Origin of the sequence: Actinomyces acetigenes, from assembly GCF_031296635.1 — a bacterium.
Classification (GTDB): Bacteria; Actinomycetota; Actinomycetes; order Actinomycetales; family Actinomycetaceae; genus Actinomyces; species Actinomyces acetigenes.
The window spans coordinates 96,419-114,747 of sequence record NZ_JASPFC010000008.1; the positions used below are offsets into that span (position 1 = coordinate 96,419).

14 protein-coding genes are annotated in these 18,329 nt (G+C 67.0%); 8 read left to right on the top strand and 6 right to left on the bottom strand.

The features are described from left to right. Positions 1–176: 176 nt before the first annotated feature. Together RIV14_RS04915 and pepN are read left to right on the top strand one after the other, a co-directional pair. Complete coding sequence (locus RIV14_RS04915; RefSeq protein WP_075372524.1) at positions 177–1,763, top strand: LPXTG cell wall anchor domain-containing protein; 1,587 nt, start codon at positions 177–179, stop codon at positions 1,761–1,763. 193 nt (positions 1,764–1,956) lie between these two features. After that, positions 1,957–4,557, top strand: a complete 2,601-nt coding sequence (gene pepN / locus RIV14_RS04920; RefSeq protein ID WP_075372525.1) for an aminopeptidase N — start codon at positions 1,957–1,959, stop codon at positions 4,555–4,557. Between the two features lie 120 nt (positions 4,558–4,677). Here pepN and RIV14_RS04925 read toward each other — a convergent pair whose 3' ends face one another. Further along, positions 4,678–6,126 carry a PTS transporter subunit EIIC gene (locus RIV14_RS04925; protein WP_075372526.1) on the bottom strand — a complete coding sequence of 483 codons (1,449 nt, stop codon included), beginning with the start codon at positions 6,124–6,126 and terminating at the stop codon, positions 4,678–4,680. A gap of 259 nt (positions 6,127–6,385) precedes the next feature. Here RIV14_RS04925 and RIV14_RS04930 point away from each other — a divergent pair, with 259 nt between their 5' ends. The 3 genes from RIV14_RS04930 to RIV14_RS04940 all read left to right on the top strand — a co-directional run bounded on the left by RIV14_RS04930 (position 6,386) and on the right by RIV14_RS04940 (position 8,011). After that, on the top strand, positions 6,386–7,129 hold the full coding sequence (locus tag RIV14_RS04930) for a GntR family transcriptional regulator (RefSeq protein WP_075372527.1): 744 nt from the start codon (positions 6,386–6,388) through the stop codon (positions 7,127–7,129). A gap of 193 nt (positions 7,130–7,322) precedes the next feature. Next, a complete protein-coding gene (locus RIV14_RS04935) occupies positions 7,323–7,553 on the top strand; it encodes a PTS sugar transporter subunit IIB (protein ID WP_070659182.1) in 231 nt (76 codons plus the stop codon). After that, positions 7,550–8,011: a PTS sugar transporter subunit IIA gene (locus RIV14_RS04940; protein ID WP_075372528.1), complete on the top strand. Its 462-nt coding sequence runs from the start codon at positions 7,550–7,552 to the stop codon at positions 8,009–8,011. Before RIV14_RS04935 ends, RIV14_RS04940 begins: the two co-directional genes overlap by 4 nt. Before the next feature lie 142 nt (positions 8,012–8,153). Here RIV14_RS04940 and malQ read toward each other — a convergent pair whose 3' ends face one another. Together malQ and RIV14_RS04950 are read right to left on the bottom strand one after the other, a co-directional pair. Next, complete coding sequence (gene malQ / locus RIV14_RS04945; protein WP_075372529.1) at positions 8,154–10,367, bottom strand: 4-alpha-glucanotransferase; 2,214 nt, start codon at positions 10,365–10,367, stop codon at positions 8,154–8,156. Between the two features lie 435 nt (positions 10,368–10,802). Then, complete coding sequence (locus RIV14_RS04950; RefSeq protein ID WP_256277323.1) at positions 10,803–11,063, bottom strand: PTS sugar transporter subunit IIB; 261 nt, start codon at positions 11,061–11,063, stop codon at positions 10,803–10,805. Positions 11,064–11,412: 349 nt separating this feature from the next. Between RIV14_RS04950 and ptsP the strand changes: the two genes are divergently transcribed. Beyond that, positions 11,413–13,110, top strand: a complete 1,698-nt coding sequence (gene ptsP / locus RIV14_RS04955; RefSeq protein ID WP_075372530.1) for a phosphoenolpyruvate--protein phosphotransferase — start codon at positions 11,413–11,415, stop codon at positions 13,108–13,110. Further along, complete coding sequence (locus RIV14_RS04960) at positions 13,107–14,087, top strand: acyl-CoA thioesterase (protein ID WP_075372531.1); 981 nt, start codon at positions 13,107–13,109, stop codon at positions 14,085–14,087. Before ptsP ends, RIV14_RS04960 begins: the two co-directional genes overlap by 4 nt. Before the next feature lie 341 nt (positions 14,088–14,428). Here the strand turns inward: RIV14_RS04960 and RIV14_RS04965 are convergent, their stop codons facing one another. Both RIV14_RS04965 and ettA read right to left on the bottom strand, forming a co-directional pair. Beyond that, entirely contained in the window at positions 14,429–15,133 is a 705-nt protein-coding gene (locus RIV14_RS04965; protein WP_075372532.1) for a M23 family metallopeptidase, read from the bottom strand. Between the two features lie 145 nt (positions 15,134–15,278). After that, positions 15,279–16,961: an energy-dependent translational throttle protein EttA gene (gene ettA, locus RIV14_RS04970; protein ID WP_075372533.1), complete on the bottom strand. Its 1,683-nt coding sequence runs from the start codon at positions 16,959–16,961 to the stop codon at positions 15,279–15,281. A gap of 193 nt (positions 16,962–17,154) precedes the next feature. Between ettA and RIV14_RS04975 the strand changes: the two genes are divergently transcribed. After that, entirely contained in the window at positions 17,155–17,739 is a 585-nt protein-coding gene (locus tag RIV14_RS04975) for a methylated-DNA--[protein]-cysteine S-methyltransferase (protein WP_309324957.1), read from the top strand. Here RIV14_RS04975 and RIV14_RS04980 read toward each other — a convergent pair. Continuing rightward, positions 17,678–18,142, bottom strand: coding sequence for a CPBP family glutamic-type intramembrane protease (locus RIV14_RS04980; protein ID WP_309324959.1), 465 nt, complete (start codon positions 18,140–18,142; stop codon positions 17,678–17,680). The two genes, RIV14_RS04975 and RIV14_RS04980, sit on opposite strands and share 62 nt — an antisense overlap. Between the last annotated feature and the right edge of the window lie 187 nt (positions 18,143–18,329).

Here is an 18,329-nt window from a genome sequence, read left to right on the forward strand (position 1 = left end):
CGCCGTCCTCGCTCAACACCCCACTTTTTCACGTGAGAGAGGACACCCGCACATGTGTCTGGTATCACTTCAGAGACCCACGCCCTCGCCCTATTCATCGTTACGGTAGATAACGAGTCGACGAAGAATCGGATCGCCGACAGCCATCGTTCCCCTCGTCAGACCTAGGAGGACACATGCGTCTTGGACGTCCCTTGGCCACAGCCAGCGCGGTGGCCGCAATGACCGGAGCCTCACTCATTGCCTCCCCCGTTCTCGCCAACAGCTCCAACAGCAACAGTCCGAGCACCCCCAGCAGCACCGCCGAGGCAACTACACCCCCCGGCAGCCCTGCTCAGCCCACCCCGGCTCCCGGCAAGACCAGCAAGGCCACCCCCACTCCCGGCAAGACCAGCGAGGCCACCCCGGCTCCCGGCAAGACCAGTGAGGGCAGCAGCTTCAAGATCACCCAGGAGAAGACCTTCGTGTCGGCCAGCACCAACACGTCCTTCACCGTCTCGGGAACCGGCTGCACCGGGAAGCAGGCCACCGTCGGCATCGCGCTGTACGCACCGGACGGCACCGTGTCCGACGTCGTCAAGACCAAGGCGGCTGCGGACGGCAGCTGGACGTCAAACCTCGATCTGGCTGCGCTCATCAAGTCCATCGGCTCGACCACGGCCACCACTACTGACGGGTGGACCATTGGCGCCGGCTGCATGACCTACGGCGACAAGACTGAGACGACCCAGGTGACCAAGCAGCAGCAGACGCAGATCTACTTCGACGACACACGCATCTCCGGCTCCTATGAGGTCTCCGCCCGCGCGGAGAGCCAGTCCCAGACCTTCACCTTCAACGCCCAGGGCTTCTATGCCAGTGAGAGAGTCACTGTTCTCCTCAAGAGCAAGAGCGACTCCAGCATCTGCTACACCCTCGGAGAGCTGACGGTTGACGCCAATGGCAACCTCACGGGCAGCCTGCCCGCTCCCGCTGACGCCCCCGACGGGGAGTACGTCCTGGTCCTGACCGGCTCCCACCACAGCGAGACGGCCACCAGCCAGACCGTCACCACGGTCTCCCACCACACCTTCACCGTCGAAAGCACCGAGCGCTCCACCACAGAGACCGAGACCACTGAGAACAACAACGGCGGTGACAAGACCACCGAGAACAACGGCGGTAGCGACAAGCAGGCCGGAGGCGACAAGACCACCGAGCAGAACACCACCGAGAACAACGGTGGCGGCGACAAGACCACCGAGCGTCAGAACACTGAGCACAACACCACCGAGAACAACGGTGGCGGCGACAAGACCACCGAGCGTCAGAACACTGAGCACAACACCACTGACAACAACGGCGGCGGCGACAAGCAGGCCGGAGGTGACAAGGCCACTGAGCAGAACACTTCCGAGAACAACGGTGGCGGCGACAAGACCACCGAGCGTCAGAACACTGAGCACAACACCACCGAGAACAACGGCGGCGGCAGCAGCAATGGCGGAAGCAACAGCAACGCCAACGCCGGAAACAAGCAGACTGGTGACGACAAGCAGGCCAACGCCGGCGACAACAAGGCCGGGGCCGACAAGGGCAGCAGCCTGAGCTCGAACGCCAAGGAGTCCTCCTCGGACAACCGGGCCGGCGGCGAGACCACCAAGGACAGCGACGAGTCTCTGGCCCACACCGGTGCCAACGGCATGGTCTTCGGCGGAATCGCCGCATTCCTGGTCGTAGCCGGAGGCGCTGCCCTGGTGCTGCGTCGGCGCAACAAGGCCTGAACCGGTTGTGACCTGATCCGCTGACGTTCCCCAAGCCGCGGGAACAGCCTCGGCGCCGGGGGACGACACGTGACGTGTCGTCCCCCGGCGCCGTTGTGCGGCGCTTCAGGCACTGCCGGTGTCGATCCGAAGGTGAGACAATCACCCGGCGCGCCCTCATTGGGCAGCGCATCCCTCTCAGACAGGAGTTCTTATGCCCGGTCAGAACCTGACTCGCCTTGAGGCCGCCGAGCGCAGCGCAACCGTACGGACCCAGAGCTACGACGTCGTCCTCGACCTCACGCGCGGTGAGACGGTCTTCGGCTCCACCACCACGGCACGCTTCACGGCCACACCGGGTTCCTCCACCTTCATCGACCTCGTCGCACCGACGGTCCACTCCATCACTCTCAACGGGATCCCACTTGACCTCGCCGAGGTTTACACGGACTCGCGCATCGCATTGAAGGATCTGGCCGCGGACAATGAGCTGGTCGTCGTCGCCGACTGCGCCTACATGCACACCGGAGAGGGGCTGCACCGCTTCACCGACCCGGCCGACGGCGAGACCTATCTCTACAGCCAGTTCGAGGTCCCCGACTCCCGGCGGGTATTCGCGGTCTTCGAGCAGCCCGATCTCAAGGCCTCCTTCACCTTCACGGTCACCGCGCCGTCGAGCTGGACGGTGCTGTCCAACTCCCCCACTCCTGAGCCGGTTCCCGCCGAGGCCTCCGACGGCTCAGGAGACGCCCACACCTTCGTCTTCGCCCCCACCGAGCCGATGAGCTCCTACGTTACGGCCATCGTCGCCGGGCCTTACGTCGGTGCGACCGACGAGTACGTGGCCGGCGACGGACGCACCGTGCCACTGGGGGTCTACTGCCGTAAGAGCCTGGTCGAGCACATGGACTCAGAAGAGATCCTGGACCTGACCAAACGGGGCTTCGCCTACTACGAGGACCTATTCGCCACCCCCTACGCCTTCACCAAGTATGACCAGGTCTTCGTCCCCGAGTTCAACGCCGGAGCGATGGAGAACGCCGGCTGCGTCACCCACCGTGACGACTACATCTTCCGTTCCAGGCCCGTCGAGGCCCGCGTGGAGCGGCGCGCCGTGACGATCCTGCACGAGCTGGCCCACATGTGGTTCGGGGACATGGTCACCATGACCTGGTGGAACGACCTGTGGCTCAACGAGTCCTTCGCCGAGTACACCTCCACCCTGGCCACCGCCGAGATCACCCGCTGGAACCAGGCCTGGACGACCTTCCAGACCCTGGAGAAGGGGTGGGCCTACAACCAGGACCAGCTGTCCTCCACCCACCCCGTGGCCGCGGAGATCCACGACCTTCACGACGTCGAGGTCAACTTCGACGGCATCACCTACGCCAAGGGGGCCTCGGTCCTGGCCGCGCTCGTGGGCTACGTGGGCAGGGAGAACTTCTTCGCCGGCATCCAGCGCTACCTGGCGGCGCACGCCTACGCCAACGCCGAGCTGAGCGACCTGCTCCGTGAGCTGGAGGCGGTCTCGGGACGCGATCTGAGTACCTGGACCCGCCTGTGGCTCCAGGAGGCCGGCGTGACGACCCTGCGCATGCAGCTGGCCACCGACGCCGACGGCCTCATCACCCAGGCGGCCGTCCTCCAGGAGATCCCCGCCGATTCGCCGGCCTCTGTGCGCCCGCACCGGGTGGTGATCGGCTGCTACACCCTGACCGGCCAGGGCGCGAAGGGGCGCCTGGAGCGCACCAACCGCATCGAGCTCGACGTCGACGGCGAGCTGACCGAAGTGCCTGAACTGGTCGGCACCAAGCGGGCGGATGTCCTCGTCCTCAACGACGACGACCTCACCTACGCCAAGGTCCGCCTCGATGAGGCCTCACTGTCCTTCGGGCTCGAGCACATCGAGTCCTTCACCGAGTCCCTGCCGCGCTCGATCGTCCTGGCCTCGGCCTGGGACATGGTGCGCGACGGCGAGCTCGCCGCCTCCCGATTCCTCGACGCGGCGCTGCGGGCACTGGGCGTGGAGGAGCACTCCTCGGTCGTCCAGGGGCTGCTGGGGCGCGTCACGACCTGCCTGTCGGGTTTCCTGCCCCCGGCCGTGCGCCGGGATCTGGCTCCGGGAACGGCCGACCGGCTGCTGGAGCTGGCGCGGGCGGCCCAGGCTGGAAGCGACAAGCAGCTCCAGCTGGTTCGGGCGCTGGCCGCTCACGCCGTCACCGATGAGCAGCTCGACGTCGTCGCCGGTCTTCTGGAGGGGAGCGAGACTCTTGGCGGTCTCGACATCGACCAGGACCTGCGCTGGGACCTGCTGATCGGTCTGGTGGCCGCCGGCCGCAGCGGGGAGGAGCAGATCCGCACCGAGGAGGCCCGGGACCGCACCACCACAGGACGTGAGCGCGCCGCGGAGGCCCGCGCATCGATTCCGACCCCGGAGGCCAAGCGGGCCACCTGGCGGGCCCTCGTCGACGACGTCTCCATGCCCAATGAGACCCAGGTGCGCGTCCTGCGGGGCCTGACCAATGTCGAGCGCCACCCCGAGCTGCTGGCTCCCTTCGTGGGGGCGTATGTGGAGGCCATCGACTCGGTGTGGTCCTCACGCACCTTCCACATGGCCGAGAACCTGCTGACGGGGCTGTGGTCCTGCGCCACGGTGGGCCTGAAGGGCGCTGATGACCCGGCCGCCGCCCTGAGGGGCTGGTTGGAGTCCCACGCCCAGGCCCCGGCCGCGCTGCAACGGATCGTGCGCGAGAACCTCGATGACACGCTGCGTGTGGCCAGGGCGCAGGCCGCTGAGAGCCAGAGCAGGCAGTAGCCGCGCCGCACTGCGGCCCTCAGCGGGCTCAGGATGACGCAATGAAATGGGGCCGAGCGCATGACGCGCTCGGCCCCAGCTCGTGAGGTGCCGGCTCCGACATCCCGGCACCGGCATCGCTCAGCGCCGGGATGACTCCGCAGACTTCTTGCCCGTGGACTTGGCGGCGGCGGCCTGCGCGGCGGCGAAGGCGTCGACGTCGTCGTCCTCGCGCCCAGGGGTCTTGAAGTCGAACTTGACGATGAGGAACCTGAAGAGGAAGTAGTAGATGACGGCGTAGACCAGCCCCATGATGATGATCATGAGCGGGCCGCGGACCACCCCGCCGGAGAGCTCGGCGGACTTGCCGAAGTTGAGCAGGTAGTCGATCGCGCCGGCAGAGAAGGAGAAACCGTCCTTGGCGCCCAGCAGGTTGGCGACGGCCAGGGAGGAGCCGGTCAGCACCGCGTGGACGGCGTAGATCGGGAAGGCCACGTAGGCGAAGGCGTACTCGAGGGGCTCGGTGATGCCGGTAATGAAGGCGGTCAGGGCCACCGAGATCATGAGGGCGCCGGTCGCCTTGCGCTTGGCGGGCTTGGCCGTGTGCCAGATAGCCAGGGCGGCGGCGGGCAGCGCGAACATCATGATCGGGAAGAATCCGGTCATGAAGCCCCCGGTCCACGAGTTCGAGCCGTCCACGCCCTGGAAGAAGCAGGTGAGGTCACCGTGCGCAGTACCGCCCGAGGCCGTCTGGCAGGAGCCGAGCTGGAACCAGGGCACAGAGTTGAGCAGGTGGTGCAGACCGAAGGGGATGAGCAGCCGGTTGACGGTACCGAACACGAAGACCGCCAGGGCGCCGGCGATGCCCTTGGAGTTCCCGGCATTGATGAGCCAACCGCCGAGCTGTTCGTTGATGAGCCAGTTGAAGGCCGGGTAGAGCGCCGACATGACCAGGGCGATGACAAGCGCGGCGCCGGAGGTGACGATGGGGACGAAGCGGCGTCCGCCGAAGAAAGCCAGCCAGTCGGGCAGCTTGACTCGGTAGTAGCGCTGCCAGAGCAGAGCGGCGACGATGCCGATGACAATACCGCCCAGGACCCCGTAGTTGATGGGAGTCTGGGTGGGGATGTCACAGAGCTTGACTCCCTGGTTCCAGGGGCCGACCTGTGCGATCTCACCCTTGGCGGGATCGAAGGAGTGGAGGCAGTCCAGGGCCTCCTTGCTCAGGGGCGCGGGCTCGCCCATGATGATGGGAGACATGGTCCAGGTGACTGCCCGGTAGACGAGGAAGCCGAACAGTGCGGCCACTCCGGTGGAGCCGTCGGCCTTCTTGGCGAAACCCACGGCGACACCGACGGCGAAGATGAGGGGCAGGTTATCGAAGACCGCCCCACCGGCCGCGGCGAAGATGTCTGCGACAGGCTGCAACCAGGACAGCTTCGAGGCGAGCCCCTCGGCCCCCAGCATATCCGCCTGCCCCAGACGCAGCAGCAGACCCGCCGCCGGAAGCGTGGCAATGGGTAGCATCAGGGATCTCCCCAGACGCTGAGCAAGGGCGAAGGCGCCGCCCGTCTTCTTCTTGTCTGACATGAGTGTTCTCCAGTTCAGGATCGCGCGGCTGCACTGCCGCATCAGAGATAGCCATATGACGAAAATAGTCGGGACGGATCGACACCGAACACGTCTGGACCAGCGCTACCAGATAAACCGATAGACCCTTCAATGTCAAGCGCGGGACGCACTCGTCGGCCATAATGATACGAAAATCGATACGACGGAGCGGAAGCAGCGGTCGCAGGCACACCCCTTCTCCTGGCCGCCTCCACCCGCTGTCAACCAGGGGAGTCCCATGCCCAAGAACGCAGGTAAGAAGCAGGCCAAGTACGTCATCGTGCGCAATCACCTGCTGGACCTGATCAGGAACGGTCTCGCCACCGGCAGCCCGGTGCCCTCCGAGCGCGAGCTGTGCGAACAGTTCGAGGTTTCCCGTATGACCGTGCGCCAAGCCATCGACACCCTCGTCGTTGACGGTGTCCTGGAGCGCCACCAGGGCAAGGGGACGTTCGTGGCACCCCCGAAGCTCGACCTGCAGGTCCGGCTGACCTCCTTCACCCAGGAGATGCAACGCCGTGGGATGGAGCCCGGCGTCGTCATGCTGCAGGCCGAGACCATCACCTCCAGTGAGACCGTGGCGGAGGCGCTCGAGCTCGAGGCCGGGGCCGAGGTCCATCACCTGCGTCGCCTACTGACAGCCAACGCCATCCCCATGGCGATCGAGGAGAACTGGATTCCCGCAGCACTCCTACCCAATCTGTTGCGCACCAACCCTAACTTCTCGGTCTACGCCGAACTGACCCAGGCCGACCTGGCTCCGCAGTGGGGTGAGGACGTGATCGAGGCCCACGCGGCCACGGCCCAGGAAGCAGCGCTGCTCTCCGTCCAGGAGGGAGCCCCGACCCTGGACATCACCCGGCGCACCTTCCACGAGCACTGTGCCATCGACTACTCGCGCACCCTGTTCCGCGCCGACCGCTACACCCTGTGGGTCCCGGTGGCCACCCCCAAACCCGCCTTCCGCCCCGACCGCTCGTAGCCTTATCGGGCTGTTGCAGGTCAGTACTGGACAACCTCCAAGCGCCCTGTACCATGGGTACTGGTATGGACCATTAGTCCGGTACCGGCGAAGGTGCCGCACCTGACTGCACCTCCCCCGCGTCCTGACGCCTCATCTCGGCACCATCACCCACCGAACCCGGCACACGCCCGGGCAGACCCAGGAGGAACCCATGTCTCAGGCACAGAGCATCGTCGACGCCCTCGGAGGATTCGACAACATCGTGGAGATCGAGCCCTGCATCACGCGGCTGCGCTGCGAGCTGGAGGACGGTTCCCTCGTGGACGAGGCGGCCCTGAAGGCCGCAGGAGCGCACGGGGTCGTCAAGCTCGGCGATATCGTGCAGGTCGTGGTCGGCCCCAACGCGGACACGATCGCAGAGGATATCGAGGACCTGCGGTGAGCCTGACTGTCCAGTCGCCGGTATCCGGCGTCGTCGTCGCCCTCAGCGATGTTCCCGACCCCGTCTTCTCCGGCAAGATCGTCGGCCCCGGGGTGGCTATCACCCCGGACCCCGCTGGCGGGGGCGAGGTCAGCGCCCTGGCACCGATCAGCGGAACCGTCATGAAGATTCACCCCCACGCCTACGTCATCACCAACGATGACGGCCGCAGCGTCCTGGTCCACCTGGGGCTGGACACCGTGAGTCTGGGGGGCAGCGGTTTCACTCTCCGGGCCGATGAGGGGCAGAGAGTCGAAGCGGGCAGCCCCGTCATCAGCTGGTCCCCCGCTCAGATCGAGGCCGGTGGGCTCAACCCGATCGTCCCGGTCATCGCTCTGGAGGGCGATGAGTCCGACCTGGAGCCGGTGTCTCCCGACCGCACAGTCGCAGCCGGCGACACGCTCATGACCTGGGCGTAGACCCGAACGCGGGTCCGCCCCATCGGACCTCGCCCGCAACAACGTGTGGTCCCGGCCGCCAGTACGACGGCCGGGACCACAGCATCTCAGCAGTTCACCCGACTCCGGCCCGCCCGATCCGGCGGGCGCTGACCGAGTGACATCAGTCCTGAGAAGCCATCTCGTCGCGCACGGCGCTCAGCAGGCTGCCCAGGCGTGCGTTCTCGGGCAGGTCGTCGACCAGGACGACCTCGCCCGCGCCGTCGGCCAGAGGGATCCGCCAGTTGGGGTACTCCTGGTCGGTGCCGGGCTGGTTCTGAGCGCGCCGCTCCCCCACGCCGTCAACCAGGGCGACGCCGACCAGGACCGAGGGGGTGCGCACCACGTAACGGTGCAGGGCCTCCACGACCTGACGCTCGGTGGGGGCGTCCCCCAGCAGGCCGTGCTCGCGCAGCCGGGCGGTCATCCGGTCGCGCTCGATGCGCGCCTCGGTGCGCACCTGCTCGACCGGCTCCGTGAGCAGGCCGAGGCGCTCACGCAGATCGACGTGCTCGTCAGCCAGGTAACCGGCAGTCGGAGGAAGATCATGGGTGTTGACCGTGGACAGGGCGAGCCTGCGGTAGTCCTGAGGCTGGAGGGGCCAGCCGTCGTGCTGCTTCTCGAACCACAGGACGCTGGTTCCCAGCACACCACGACTGGCCAGGTAGTCGCGCGCCCAGGGCTCCACGGTTCCCAGGTCCTCACCGATGACGACGGCACCGGCCCGGTATGCCTCCAGGAGCACGACGCCGAGCATGGCCTCGTGGTCGTAACGCACGTAGGCGCCGTGGTCCGCCCCCATGCCCTCAGGGATCCACCACAGGCGGAACAGGCCGATGATGTGGTCCACGCGCAGCGCGCCGGCGTGGCGCAGGACTGTGCGCACCATGTCACGCAGGGGGGCGTAGGCGCTGCGCGCCAGGTACTGAGGGTTCCACGGCGGCTGGGACCAGTTCTGCCCCTGCTGGTTGTACATGTCCGGCGGAGCCCCCACGGTGACTCCGGAGGCGAAGGCCTCCGGGTTGGACCACACGTCAGCTCCCTGCGAGTGCACTCCCACCGCGAGGTCATCCATGATGCCCAGGGCCATCCCCGAAGCCAGGGCCTCAGCCTGGGCACGGGCCAGCTGCTCGTCGACGATCCACTGCAGCCAGGCGAAGAAGTCGATGCGCTCGGCCAGCTGGTGCGCCTCGTTGGCGACGTAGGCGGAGTCCGCCTCCCGCAGCGTGGCGGGCCAGGTGTCCAGGGGCCCGTGCTTCTCCACCAGTGCGCTCCACAGGGCGAAGCGCTCCAGTCCCTCGCCCTGCTCGGCACGGAAGCGCTCGAAGTCCCGCTGGCGGGAGTAGGAGCGACCGGCCGCGAAGATGACCTCGAGGGCCTCGCGCTTGGCCTTCCACGCCGCGTCGCGGTCGATCGGCTCGGCGCTGAGGTCACTGTCCTTGACCTCCTCGAAGGCCCACTGCACCAGCGAGCGCTTGGGGCCGGATAGGCGGGCCACTTCGGGGATGTTCTCCGGCCGGATGTAGAGGGGGTTGACGAAGCGGCGCGTCACCGGCAAGTAGGGCGAGCAGGTCATCGGCGCCACCGGCTCAGCCGCGTGCAGCGGGTTGATGAGCAGGAAGTCGGCCCCCTGGTCCCCCAGGAAGGCGGCGAGCTCGGTGAGGTCGTCGGTGTCACCGGTCCCCCACGACCCGCGCGAGCGGGTCGAATACAGCTGGGCCATGACTCCCCAGCCTCGATCGCCGAGAGACTCGGGCAGATCAAGGTGATTGGGGGTGACCGCCAGCGCCGAGGTCACGGTAATGGTCTCCGCCTCGCCGTCGGCGGGCGCCGCGGCATGAGCCCCCTGCGGGGCCGCCTGGTCAGTGGAGCCGGGGCTGACCTCGGCGATGAGGCGGTGCCACCCCAGGGGCAGATCGGCTCCGAGAATGAAGGAGGCGCGGCCGCGCTTGACGCCGTCCACCTCCCGGGGCACGGTCCAGTCCTCAGTCTGAGTCAGCTCACGGGCCTCCCCGTCCTCGAGCTCGACGCGCACCCGTACCTTGGCGCCGTCGGGCACGTAGACGGGGACGGTGGACTCCACACCGCCGCGCGTGACGACTGTGGGGGCAAGCGCCTGCCGCCAAGGGGCGTCCTCGACCTCTCGCAGAGCGCGCCCGATCTCCTCCTCGGAGTGGGTGTTCACCCCTAACGCGGCTAGTACGGCCCTGAGAGTGGCGCTTGAGGGTGAGGCAAGGTTGCCGTGATAGTCCCAGTACTCGGTGGAGACACCGTGCGCCTCAGCCAGTTGCTTGAGGCTCTCGGAAGCAGGTAACAGGTCGTCGTTGAACTCGTTCATGTGCGTGGGTCAGCCTTGCGTGAGCAGATGTGCGATGGAGCGCCATGGAGCGGGCGTGGAGCAGGGTTGCCCTCCGCCATCACCCCTGGGGATGGATGGGTCGGATCGGAACGCGGGCGCTAGCAGGACTAGCAGTGTCCAAGTGTGCCCTAACGGCTGAGGGTTGTGCACCCGCCGCACCGTATCTCCTGACGTTTTGCTGCAACTGTTTCACCATGAGGCCGCACGATGGCGCCACTACCGATGAGCAGCTCGGGGAACGCGTGCCCAAGACCCCACAGCCGGTCGGCAGGCGGCTGAGCAGGCGACGAGACCGGGGTCCCGCTGCCGGCATGCGCCCGACCGCCGTGCGGGCGAAGGCAGATCGCCCGGCTCCATGCTGAAGGCACTGGAGCCGGGCGACCATGCAGACCGTCCGGGAACGGAGGCGATCAGTTAGAGAGCTGCGATCTCTGAGGCGAGGTTGTCCGCCGTGGGCCCCACGACGACCTGGACGACGCGGCCCGAACGCACCACGCCGAAGGCACCGGCCGCTCGCAGCGCCTCCTCATCAACCTTCGTCTGATCGGTTACCTCGACGCGCAGGCGCGTGATGCACGGCTCGAGGTCGGTGATGTTCTCCTGGCCGCCGAGACCGGCGACGATGTCTGATGCAGTACTCATGGCTTCTCCTTCCCGGTTCCCGTCCTCGTGCAATCCCCGTCTGTCATGCGCGTGGTCGGGCAGCTGAGGTCCTTCGTGCTCACGATCACTTTATCCCACCTCCGCGGAATCCGCGGCGAAGAGCTCCGGTCGGGAGGAAGACGCACGCGTACGGAGACGGAAGCCGCGGGCGCCTGCCGCACGGGAGACGGCAGCGGACGGCAGCGCCGGAGAATCTTCCTCGCATGACGGCGCTCACTCACGTAACCTTACGAGAACGCGATAGATGCCTCGACGCCGCCGCAGAGGAGATCGTTATTCCCCTGGCGGAAATGTCTCTTTCCGACCACAATCGGGGCACAATGAGCGATGATCCCCATTCGTCTCCGATGAGGAGCACCACATGACAGTGTCCGACACCACCTCCACAACCCTGTCCGGCATCGGTGTGAGCCCTGGCCTTGTGGCCGGCCCCGTCGCCAGGATGGCACCTCCCATTCCTGAGCCCGAGATCGCGACCCTCGAGCCCAGTCGCGACATCGAGAAGGAGTGCGAGCGCATCGCGCTGGCGGCCCAACGGGTCAAGAAAGGCCTGGAGCTGTCCGCGGCCGAGGCCAAGGCCGAGGCCCGAACCCTCCTTGAGACCACCGCGCAGATGGCCGCCGACCCCACCCTGACCTCGACGGCGCAGGCCATGGTGCGCGAGAAGCGCCTGGTCCCAGAGCGCGCCGTGTGGGAGTCCGCGGGAACGCTGGCCGCCATGCTGGAGTCCCTGGGCGGCTACATGGCCGAGCGCACTCGTGACGTCCAGGACGTCCGCGACCGCATCGTCGCCGTCCTGACCGAGTCCCCAATGCCGGGGATCCCCCGCCTGCCTGAGCCCTTCGTGCTCGTGGCGGCCGACCTCGCCCCGGCCGACACCGCGCTGCTGGACCCTGAGAAGGTCATCGCCTTCATCACCTCCGAGGGCGGCCCCACCTCCCACACCGCGATCCTGGCGCGCGCGCTGGGCATGCCGGCGATCGTCGGCACCGGCGAGAAGGTCACCGACGCGCTGTCCGACGGCGACATCGTCCTGGTTGACGGCACTAAGGGAAGCATCACCATCAACCCCTCCGAGGACGCTCTGCGCCGGGCGCGGGAGCTTGCCTCCCGCGTGCGCGTCTTCAACGGCGACGGAGCCACGAAGGACGGCCACGAGGTCCAGCTGCTGGCCAATGTCGGTGACGCAGCCGGCGCCCGTAGCGCTGCGGAGGCCGGAGCCATGGGCATCGGCCTGTTCCGCACCGAGTTCTGCTTCCTGGACCAGCCTGAGGAGCCCACGGTGGAGGCTCAGGTGGAGGCCTACCAGGGAGTCCTGGAGGCGTTCCCCGGGAAGAAGGTCGTGGTCCGTACTCTCGACGCCGGCGCGGACAAGCCGCTGCCCTTCCTGACTGACGCCACCGAGGCCAACCCGGCGCTCGGCGTGCGCGCCTACCGTACGACGCGCCGCGACCCCGAGGTTCTGGATCACCAGCTCGAGGCCCTGGCCAAGGCCGAGGCCGCCACCGAGGCCAAGGTGTGGGTCATGGCCCCGATGATCTCCACGGCCGGGGAGGCCGAGGCCTTCACGCAGAAGGCCCGCTCCTACGGTCTGAAGACGGCCGGCATGATGATCGAGGTGCCCTCGGCCGCACTCATGGCCGACAAGCTCTTCGAGCACGCCGACTTCGCCTCCGTGGGCACCAACGACCTCACCCAGTACGTCATGGCGGCAGACCGCCTGCTGTCCTCGCTGGCGGATCTGTCCACGGCCTGGCAGCCGGCCGTTCTGCGTCTGATCAGTACCGCGTGCAAGGGGGCCTCCCACAGGGGACGTCCGGTGGGCGTGTGCGGTGAGGCCGCGGCGGACCCGGCACTGGCCGCCGTCCTCGTGGGGCTGGGAGTCGCCTCCCTGTCGATGACGGCACGCGCGCTTCCGGATGTCGACGCCGTCCTGAAGTCCGTCACGCTCGCCGAGTGCCAGGAGCTGGCGAGGATCGCCCTGGACGCGGCGACGGCCGAGGACGCGCGTGCAGCAGTGCGCGCCAAGCTTCCGATCCTGGAGGAGCTCGGTCTGTGACAACCCCATACCCCGTCCCCGTCGCCACGGAGGAGCCCCTCGGGTCGGTGACCCGAATCCTCAGCCTGGCGGCGGGTGACGGGGAGGATGTCTTCTCCGGGGCCTCCTTGCCCCAGCTCTCGGGGCGGGTCTACGGAGGTCAGGTGGTGGCCCAGGGCATGCTTGCCGCGGCCGCCACGGTGGAGGACGACGGCGACGGTGAGCGCCTGCCGCACTCGGTTCACGCCTTTTTCATGCGGGGCGGTCAGCCCGATACGCCGATCACCTTCACCGTCGAGCGCCTGCACGACGGGCGGTCCTTCTCCCAACGTCGCACTGCCGCCTCCCAGGAGGGCACGCCGATCCTGACGATGCTCACCTCCTTCCAGGAGGAGCAGGAGGGGGCCGACCTCCATGTCGCAGCCCCCTCAGTTCCGCGCCCTGAGGACTTGACGAGCGCACTGGAGATCTTCCGTACCATCGACCATCCGGTGGCGCGTTTCCTGGGGCGCACGGCGGCCTTCGACCTCAGGCATGTGGAGGGCAATCTCTACCTGCGCCCCGCCCAGGAGCGCACCGGTCGCCAGCACCTGTGGATGCGCTCGCGCAGCCGCATCCCGGAGCAGACCTCCCAGACCGTGCACCGGGCGCTGCTGGCCTACGTGTGTGATCAGGTGATGCTGGAACCGGTCCTGCGAAGCCAGGGACTGTCCTGGCGCAGCGAGGGCATGAGCCTGGCGACCCTCGACCACGCCCAGTGGTTCCACCGGGACGTGAACATGGGCGACTGGCTGCTCTACGTGCAGGACTCCCCCTCCTCACAGGGTGGCCGCGGCATGGCTCGCGCGCAGGTCTTCGACTCATCCGGCCGGCTGGTGTCAACCATCGCCCAGGAGGGGATGGTGCGCGTGCCCGCTGCTTCTCAGTCCGACGGTGGTTCGGGACGTTGGCGGATCCGCATGGGAGAGGGCGACGACGGCAGCGCCATCCCCGGCTGACGCCCGCCCCTTGAGGACACGGATCGAGGACTGCGTTCTCCGTCCAGAACTTACTTCTCCTGCAAACGACTGCATCCGGATCTCTGAGGTTTGCAGGACAACGCAGTCCTCGCCGGAGAAGTACGTCCCCGAGCAGGAGCAGCGCACTGGATCCGTGCGGCCGTCGTCGTCGACGGCGACGACGTCAAACGCGTAGGTAGTGGCGAACAGGTCGGTCCCGTGGCTCGGGACGCGGCGCGTGGGGCTGATCTCGGCCAGCCGCTTCTCGTCACGATCGGGTCGCCGCGGACCGACGAGGGGACACCGCTTGCCAGCTCTGAGGCTCATTCCATGACGTCATATCAAGGTTGAGCGACGACCGCCCCCTGCTCGGGGCATGACTGTCGCCGTAGTGCCCAGGGAGCACCCTGCTGCGGGCTGCGTTGCCGGAACTCCTCAAAACGGAGCGGAACCCCCTTCGCGGTACGGAGATCTGGGCTGTCCATCGCTTGGATGTGAAGGTGGGGCTGCGTGGAGTTCCCAGAGTTGCCGCATCGACCGATCTGATCGCCTGCGCTCACCCGGTCGCCGGGCGACACCTGGACGGAGCCTCGCTGAAGGTGCACGAGTCCCACGCAATGAGGCCCCTCGGCAACCTGGATGATGATGTGGTTTCCAGGGATGGCGGTAAGTCCCTGCCGAATTCGTTGGGGCTGACTCAATCCGTACGGGATGCGAGTCAGGACGGAACGGCGCGCCACGTGGTCGGGCTCGCCGTCGTGAACGGAGATCACGGTTCCCGCAACGGGCGAGTAGAGGGGACGGCCGAAGGCGTGGAAGAGCTCTGGCGGTTCGGGGGTGAAGAGCGCACGCAGGCTGCGTGCTGGAGCCGTGAGACCATCGTCGTCGACGGCGACGAAGTCAAACGCGTACGTGGTGGCGAACAGGTGAGTCCCATGGCTGGGAACGCGGCGTGTGGGACTGCGCTCGGTCAGCCACTCACCCTCGAACGGGAGCCTCCCGATGACGCCGCCTCCGGGGATGAGCCCTGGGGTGTTCCTACTCATCACAACACCTTAAGTGCGATCGGCACCAACCGACAAGACGCGTGAACTCGCCGTCTGAAGCAGGACGAGAAGCGCCATTCCCCCAGCCAGATGGCTGGGGGAATGGCGCTTCTCCTTCTGATGCGGCCGACCGGGCGGGCTCCGCTCAGTCGCGGGTCAGCTTGCGGTAGGTGACCCGGTGGGGGCGGGCCGCCTCGGGGCCGAGGCGCTCGACCTTGTTCTCCTCGTAGGAGGCGAAGTTCCCCTCGAACCAGTACCAGCTGGCCGGGTTCTTGTCCGTTCCCTCCCAGGCCAGGATGTGGGTGGCCACACGGTCGAGGAACCAGCGGTCGTGGGTGATGACCACGGCGCAGCCGGGGAACTCCAGCAGGGCGTTCTCCAGGGAGCCCAGGGTCTCGACGTCGAGGTCGTTGGTGGGCTCGTCCAGGAGGATGAGGTTGCCGCCCTGCTTGAGGGTCAGGGCCAGGTTGAGGCGGTTGCGCTCGCCGCCGGAGAGCACGCCGGCCGGCTTCTGCTGGTCGGCCCCCTTGAAGCCGAAGGAGGCGACGTAGGCGCGCGAGGGCATCTCCACGTTGCCGACCTGGATGTAGTCCAGCCCGTCGGAGACGACCTCCCAGAGGGTCTTCTTGGGGTCGATGCCGGCTCGGGACTGGTCGACGTAGGAGAGCTTGACGGTCTGTCCGATCTTGAGGTCTCCGCCGTCGAGCGGCTCCAGGCCGACGATGGTCTTGAACAGGGTGGACTTCCCGACGCCGTTGGGGCCGACGACCCCGACGATGCCGTTGCGCGGCAGGGTGAAGGAGAGCCCGTCGATGAGGGTGCGCCCGTCGAAGCCCTTCTTGAGGTTGGTGGCTTCCAGGACCAGGCTGCCCAGTCGGGGCCCCGGCGGGATCTGGATCTCCTCGAAGTCGAGCTTGCGGGTGCGCTCGGCCTCGGCGGCCATCTCCTCGTAGCGGGCCAGACGGGCCTTGGACTTGGCCTGGCGTCCCTTGGCCGACGAGCGCACCCACTCAAGCTCCTCCTTGAGGCGCTTGGCGAGCTTGGCGTCCTTCTTGCCCTGGACCTCGAGGCGCTTCTCCTTGGTCTCCAGGTAGGTGGAGTAGTTGCCCTCGTAGGGGTAGAGGTGGCCGCGGTCGACCTCGGCGATCCACTCGGCGACGTGGTCGAGGAAGTAGCGGTCGTGGGTGACGGCGATGACGGCGCCCTGGTAGCTGGCCAGGTGCTGCTCGAGCCAGAGGACGGACTCGGCGTCGAGGTGGTTGGTGGGCTCGTCCAGCAGGAGGAGGTCGGGGGCCTCGAGGAGCAGCTTGCACAGGGCGACGCGGCGGCGCTCACCACCGGAGAGGTGCTTGACCTCGGCGTTCGGCGGGGGGCAGCGCAGGGCGTCCATGGCCTGCTCGAGCTGGGAGTCAAGGTCCCAGGCGTTGGCGGCGTCCAGGGCGTCCTGCAGGGCGCCCATCTCCGCCATGAGGGCGTCGAAGTCGGCATCCGGATCCGCCATGGCGGCACTGATCTCGTTGTAGCGGTCCAGCTTGGACTTGATCTCGGCCACACCCTCCTCGACGTTGCCGAGCACCGTCTTGTCCTCGTTGAGCGGGGGTTCCTGCAGGAGGATGCCGACACTGTAGCCGGGGGTCAGGCGGGCCTCACCGTTGGAGGGCTGGTCGATGCCGGCCATGATCTTGAGGATGGAGGACTTGCCGGCACCGTTGGGGCCGACCATGCCGATCTTGGCTCCGGGGAGGAAGGCCATGGTGACGTCGTCGAGGATGACCTTGTCACCGTGGGCCTTGCGCGCCTTGATCATCTGGTAGATGTACTCAGCCACTGCTCGTCTGCGCCTTTCGTCAGGGTGTGAGCGGAGGTTCCGCGCGACGACGGCAACCGACCGGTCCCGCCCTGCGCACCGTGGCCAAGCCTAAGGGAGCCCCGGAGCAATGGCGACGACGGCGGAGGTGAGACGGTGCACGCGGCTCCACAGCGAGCCGGTGAGAGGCAGAACCGTGCCCGGGCGTGACACCATGAGCAGGAAGAGGAACAAGAAGAAGGAATCAATGCACTACCTCAGCCGCTACGAGTCCCCGTTGGGAGCCATGACCATGGCCGGCGACGGCGAGTACCTCACGGGTCTGTGGTTCGACGGTCAGAAGTACAACCGCTCGACGATCAGCGACGACGCGGTACTCCGGCCCCACCTGCCCGTCTTCACACAGACGGCCCAGTGGCTCGACACCTACTTCGGGGGCGCCGACCCGGGTTTCACCCCGCCGATCAGGGTCGAGGGCTCCGACTTCAAGAAGATGGTCACCTCCATCATGCTCTCCATCCCCTTCGGCGCCACCAGCACCTATGCCCGTATCGCTGCCGAGGTTGCGCATCACATGGGCCGCAAGCAGATGTCCGCCCAGGCCGTGGGTGGCGCGGTCGGGCGCAATCCGATCGTTCTCATTGTGCCGTGCCACCGCGTGCTCGCCTCCGACGGAAGCCTGCGCGGATACGCGGGAGGGGTCGACCGTAAGGAACGGCTCCTGGAGATGGAGGGGGTCAACGTGTCCAGTCTGTTAACGCCACCTGCCGCTGACGACGGCGGTGGAAGGCAAGAATGAGAAGGCCGACCGCGGCCCAGAGCAGGCCTTGGAGAATCCAGGTGATCGACCCGACGGGGAGATGCAGCCGATCCGACAACACGTCGTTCGCCACATGAATTCCTCCGTGCACGCCGATGGCCGCCCAGGTCGACCCGGAGATCATTCGAACAATCAATGCTGTCACCGCAAATCCGCACGGCAAGGCGAGATACGTGAGGTGCTCGAAGAGATTCTGCTGACCTCCTTGGGATAAGAGATGAAGAACGGTAAATCCGAGGACACTGGATACCGCCGCGAAACGCGTCTCACCCAGTGAGGAGAAGAGCCAGCCTCGCCAGATTATCTCTTCAGGAATACCCTGCAGAAAAAAAGCCTGAGAGAAGATCGCCGCAGCAATAAACCACCAAGGCCTATTCGGCATCCCCTCATTCCCACCAGCAAGACCGAGGGCGCGGACAATGAAGGTTATTCAGGGGAGGGTGTTGGGGGTTTGGGTGGGTGTGTTACGCAGGGGTGATGGCTCGTTCCTGTGGAAGAATTCTTGTCGCCAGACAAAACCCCTATGGAAACGAGCCATCGCCGTGAAGTGTACCACCGGGCTGAGTGCC